Genomic DNA, 5,140 nt, shown 5'->3' on the forward strand with positions numbered 1-5,140 from the left:
TACGTGCGATCCAGATACCGCCTGAACTCATGCGAGTTCGTGGCGCGTCAGCGCCAATGAATGTGGCTCGGTCTGTTAGTTCTCGTGGGCTTAACACCTCGTTGCCTCGGTGCGTACACCCCGAGTCTATCGAACTCGTCTTCTACGAGTGACCTCGGTGGTACCTCTTTTCCATGTGGGTTTCGAGCTTAGATGCGTTCAGCTCTTACCCCGTGTCGCGTGGCTACTCGGCATCTGCCCTTCCGGACAACCGATACACCAGTGGCGACCAAACGTAGTTCCTCTCGTACTATACGTTCGTTCACGTCAGGTACCTCACACCCCCAATAGATAGCAGCCGACCTGTCTCACGACGGTCTAAACCCAGCTCACGACCTCCTTTAATAGGCGAACAACCTCACCCTTGCCCGCGTCTGCACGGGCAGGATGGAGGGAACCGACATCGAGGTAGCAAGCCACTCGGTCGATATGTGCTCTTGCGAGTGACGACTCTGTTATCCCTAAGGTAGCTTTTCTGTCATCTACGGGTCCCATTCCGGAACCTCGTAGGTTCGCTAGACCACGCTTTCGCGTCAGCGTTCCTCGTTGGGAAGAACACTGTCAGACCATCTTTTGCTCTTGCGCTCTTCGCCGGATTCCCGACCCGGCTGAGATGATCTTCGGGCGCGCTCGATATCTTTTCGAGCGCGTACCGCCCCAGTCAAACTGCCCGGCTACCGGTGTACTCCTCCCGGAGTGAGAGTCGCAGTCACCGACGGGTAGTATTTCAATGTTGACTCGGTGGCGTGCTAGCGCACGTACCTGTGTAATGTCTCCTACCTATGCTGCACATCGGCGACCACGTCTCAGCGACAGCCTGCAGTAAAGCTCTATAGGGTCTTCGCTTCCCCTTGGGGGTCTCCAGACTCCGCACTGGAACGTACAGTTCACCGGGTCCAACGTTGGGACAGTGGCGCTCTCGTTTATCCATTCATGCAAGCCGCTACTGAAGCGGCAAGGTACTACGCTACCTTAAGAGGGTCATAGTTACCCCCGCCGTTGACGGGTCCTTCGTCCTCTTGTACGAGGTGTTCAGATACCCGCACTGGGCAGGATTCAGTGACCGTACGAGTCCTTGCGGATTTGCGGTCACCTGTGTTGTTACTAGACAGTCGGAGCGCCCGAGTCACTGCGACCTGCTCCGTCGAGAGCAGGCATCCCTTCTTCCGAAGGTACGGGACTAACTTGCCGAATTCCCTAACGTCGGTTCTCCCGACAGGCCTTGCCTTGCGCTGGCAGAGCACCTGTGTCGGATCTCGGTACGGACATCATGCTTGCCTTTTCACGGGCCCTATGTACGGCTGACTTTCGCTGTCTCGCGTTTCGCTCGCTTCGTACCGTGACGGTTTCCACGAGTTTCCACGATTCGACCGGGCGAGTGCCCGGCTCAGCGTTCCACACGGCGTCGGCGTTTACTGCACGATGGCGCTGGAATATTAACCAGCTTCCCGTCGGTGTAGTCAAGTTGTGGTACACCTTAGGACCGGCTAACCCTCGGCTGAACGGCAGTGCCGAGGAACCCTTGCTCTTCAGGCCGTCGAGGTTCTCACCCGACTATCGCTGCTACTGTGACCAGGATTGTCGTTACTGGACGGTCCACACGAGCTCTCGCCCGGGCTTCCGTCCGACCAGTACGCCAACCTACGCGGTTATCCTTTTACGGATACGGCCAGGTCTCGGTGGTAGATTTGAGCCCCGATCATTTTGGGCGCCTCAAACCTCGGCCGGTAAGCTGTTACGCTTTTCTTAGCGGGTAGCTGCTTCTAAGCTCACCTCCCGGCTGTTTAGGGCTTGAGACCACCTTCGAATCGCACTTAATCTACACTTTGGGACCTTAACCCGGCTCTGGGTTGTTCCCCTCACGGTACACAGGCTTACCCCGCGCACCGGACTCCCATCGTCTACAGCGCCTGCGGGTTTGGAGTTCGACAGGATGGCCGACTCCTCTCGGAGGCGGGTCATCCAATCGGTAGCTCTACCCCGCGGGCTACCTCGGATGAGGTCATGCTTCGACATGTTTCGGTTGGAACCAGCTGTTGCCAGGCTCGATGGGCCTTTCACCCCTACACACGAGTCACGAGAGGGTATTGTAGAACACCAACTCTAACAGGCCTCCACGTGGCTTTCGCCACGCTTCACCTTGCTCGCGCGTAGATCGCCTGGTTTCGGGTCGCACCCGATTGACTCCCCGCGCTTGAACACGGTGGCCCTCGCAATGCTGCGGCCGTATCGGTTTCCCTGCGCCTTCCCCGGTTCACGGGTTAGACTCGCCAATCAAGTGCACTCCCTGGGTCGTTTTTCAAAACGCACGACACGACGCCGGCTCGTCTCTTTTCCTACTAGAGAATCGCTTCTCGGTCGTTTCAAGAGACGCCTTGTACGCCCTGTCGCTCGATCGCCAGCTGATTTCAGGCCCTATTGCACCGCCCTTTTCGGGGTGCTTTTCAGCGTTCGCTCACGCTACTTGTTCGCTATCGGTCTCGAGGAGTGTTTAGCCTTCTCAGGGGATGCCTGAGGTGTTCACAGAGGATATCCGACCCCTGCTACTCTGGATTTGACGCCAACGGTACTGTCTCATCATACGGGGTTGTCACCCTGTTTCACGCTCCGTTCCAGGAGACTTCAGATGAGTGGTCGCGTTTTGGTTGTCAACCCGAACACCACATTGGTCCGAAGACCTTCGGTTTGGGCTGTGTCGCGTTTACTCGCGGTTACTGACGACATCGCTGTTGCGTTCTTTTCCTGCCCTTACTGAGATGTTTCAATTCAGGGCGTTCCCTATTGCGCGTGGCAATTGTTGAACGGATTCCGATTAGGAAATCCCGTGTTCTTTCCCTCCATGCGGGTCCCACGGGCTTTTCGCAGCTTGGCACGTCCGTCGTCGGCTCTCGAGCCGAGCCATTCACCAGCTGGCACAGTAGCCAGTAGTGTGTCAACGAACTCTCGAAGGAGAGTTGTTGACGGTGTCAGAAACACTCGTCAGAGTGTTCCGACTGTATATGGTTCACTGACGTTCCACGAACTCGGATGAGTTCAGTGGACGTCTGGATCGCACGTATACACGGTTGTCATCGAATCGCCCCGGGTGTGACGGGGCGTTCGTCGAACCCTTCCCATCCGCGGTTTCCCGGGATGGTGCATCGGTCGTCGTGTTCGAATCGGTTCGCGGCGACCCCTTAAGGGGCACGTTTCGCTTCGAACGGACATGGACTCACTGGGATTCGAACCCAGGGCATCCTCCTTGCAAGGGAGGCACTCTACCACTGAGCTATGAGCCCACCTTCCCCGAAGGGAAGGCTCTTGTGTCGCGTGTTATGTGAGCCGTGGTCGTTCTAAGGTGTCCAAGCCGGTGGGTGGGCGGACTATACAGTCCAATGCGAATGAGTAGTGACCGTCGTGGTGACGGTCGTAAGGTGAGCTCGCCCAGAGGGCGAGTCTCGGGTCGGTGGAGGTGATCCAGCCGCAGATTCCCCTACGGCTACCTTGTTACGACTTAAGCCCCCTTGCGAAGCCCAGATTCGACGTGCGTGGCACGCCTCATCCGGACCTCACTCGGGTGCTTTGACGGGCGGTGTGTGCAAGGAGCAGGGACGTATTCACCGCGCGCTTGTGACACGCGATTACTACCGAATCCAGCTTCATGTGGGCGAGTTGCAGCCCACAATCCGAACTACGATCGAGTTTCTGAGATTACCGTCTCCTTTCGGAGTTGGAACCCTTTGTCTCGACCATTGTAGCCCGCGTGTTGCCCAGCACATTCGGGGCATACTGACCTACCGTTGCCCGTTCCTTCCTCCGTGTTAGCCACGGCGGTCTCCCTACTGTCCCCAGCTACCTCGCGGTACTGCTGGCAAGTAAGGATGCGGGTCTCGCTCGTTGCCTGACTTAACAGGACGCCTCACGGTACGAGCTGACGGCGGCCATGCACCTCCTCTCTGAGGCTCGGATAAGGTCATCAACCTGATCGTCATTACCACAGTCGATGCTGGTGAGATGTCCGGCGTTGAGTCCAATTAAACCGCAGGCTCCTCCGGTTGTAGTGCTCCCCCGCCAATTCCTTTAAGTTTCATCCTTGCGGACGTACTTCCCAGGCGGTCTGCTTAGCGGCTTCCCTACGGCACAGCACCCACTCGTAGTGGGAGCCACACCTAGCAGACATTGTTTACGGCCAGGACTACCCGGGTATCTAATCCGGTTCGAGACCCTGGCTTTCGTCCCTCACTGTCGGATCCGTTCTCGCGACGTGCTTTCGCCATCGGCGGTCCGTCCAGGATTACGGGATTTCACTCCTACCCCGGACGTACCCGTCGCGCCTTCCGGTCCCAAGCCACGCAGTTTCTACCGGGCGCCCACCTGTTGAGCAGGTGGATTTCCCGATGGACTTGCGCGGCCAGCTACGGACGCTTTAGGCCCAATAAGATCGGCCATCACTTGGGCTGCCGGTATTACCGCGGCGGCTGGCACCGGTCTTGCCCAGCCCTTATTCTGGTACCGCCTTAGGGTACCGAAAAGCACAGGCGCTATGCCTGTGCACTTGGGATCCCCCTATCGCACTGTCGTGCAGTGTAAAGGTTTCGCGCCTGCTGCGCCCCGTAGGGCCCGGAATCTTGTCTCAGATTCCGTCTCCGGGTTCTCACTCTCATGACCCGTACCGATTATTGGCACGGTGGGCCGTTACCCCACCGTCTACCTAATCGGCCGCAGCCACATCCTTCGGCGCCGGAGCGTTTGGCATACCACTCATTCCAGTGGTGGTATGGTATACACTATTAGCCTCAGTTTCCCGAGGGTATTGTGTTCCGAAGGGTAGTTTGGCCACGTGTTACTGAGCTATTCGCCACGAGTCTGAACTCGTGCGACTAGCATGGCTAAATCGGATCCCAATAGCAATGGCCTCCGGCAGGATCAACCGGAATGTATGTCCTTCGAGCCTGATTCCCGGCTCGAAGGGGGTGTTGGCGGGTGTCAACGATGATGTTGACACACCATTGCATTGGTCTGTGTGGTGTCCGGGCCAGCCAACGGCTTGGATGGCACCGAACGACCACGGCTCACATCAGATCACCGCTTACGCCGGAGCGCAGGGGGCGTGATCCTCATC

At 57.7% G+C, this 5,140-nt stretch carries 1 tRNA gene and 2 rRNA genes; all 3 read right to left on the bottom strand.

Features of this window, described 5'->3' with window-relative positions:
- Nucleotides 1–55: 55 nt before the first annotated feature.
- A 23S ribosomal RNA gene (locus DVK05_RS16305) occupies nt 56–2,969 on the bottom strand.
- 276 nt (nt 2,970–3,245) lie between these two features.
- Nucleotides 3,246–3,317 (bottom strand) — tRNA-Ala (locus DVK05_RS16310).
- A gap of 168 nt (nt 3,318–3,485) precedes the next feature.
- Nucleotides 3,486–4,955 (bottom strand): 16S ribosomal RNA (locus DVK05_RS16315).
- Together the 16S and 23S rRNA genes with 1 tRNA gene alongside form the textbook arrangement of a ribosomal RNA operon.
- Nucleotides 4,956–5,140 lie beyond the last annotated feature (185 nt).

The sequence above is a fragment of the Halorubrum sp. Atlit-8R genome, from assembly GCF_003666025.1.
Taxonomy (GTDB): domain Archaea; phylum Halobacteriota; class Halobacteria; order Halobacteriales; family Haloferacaceae; genus Halorubrum; species Halorubrum salinarum.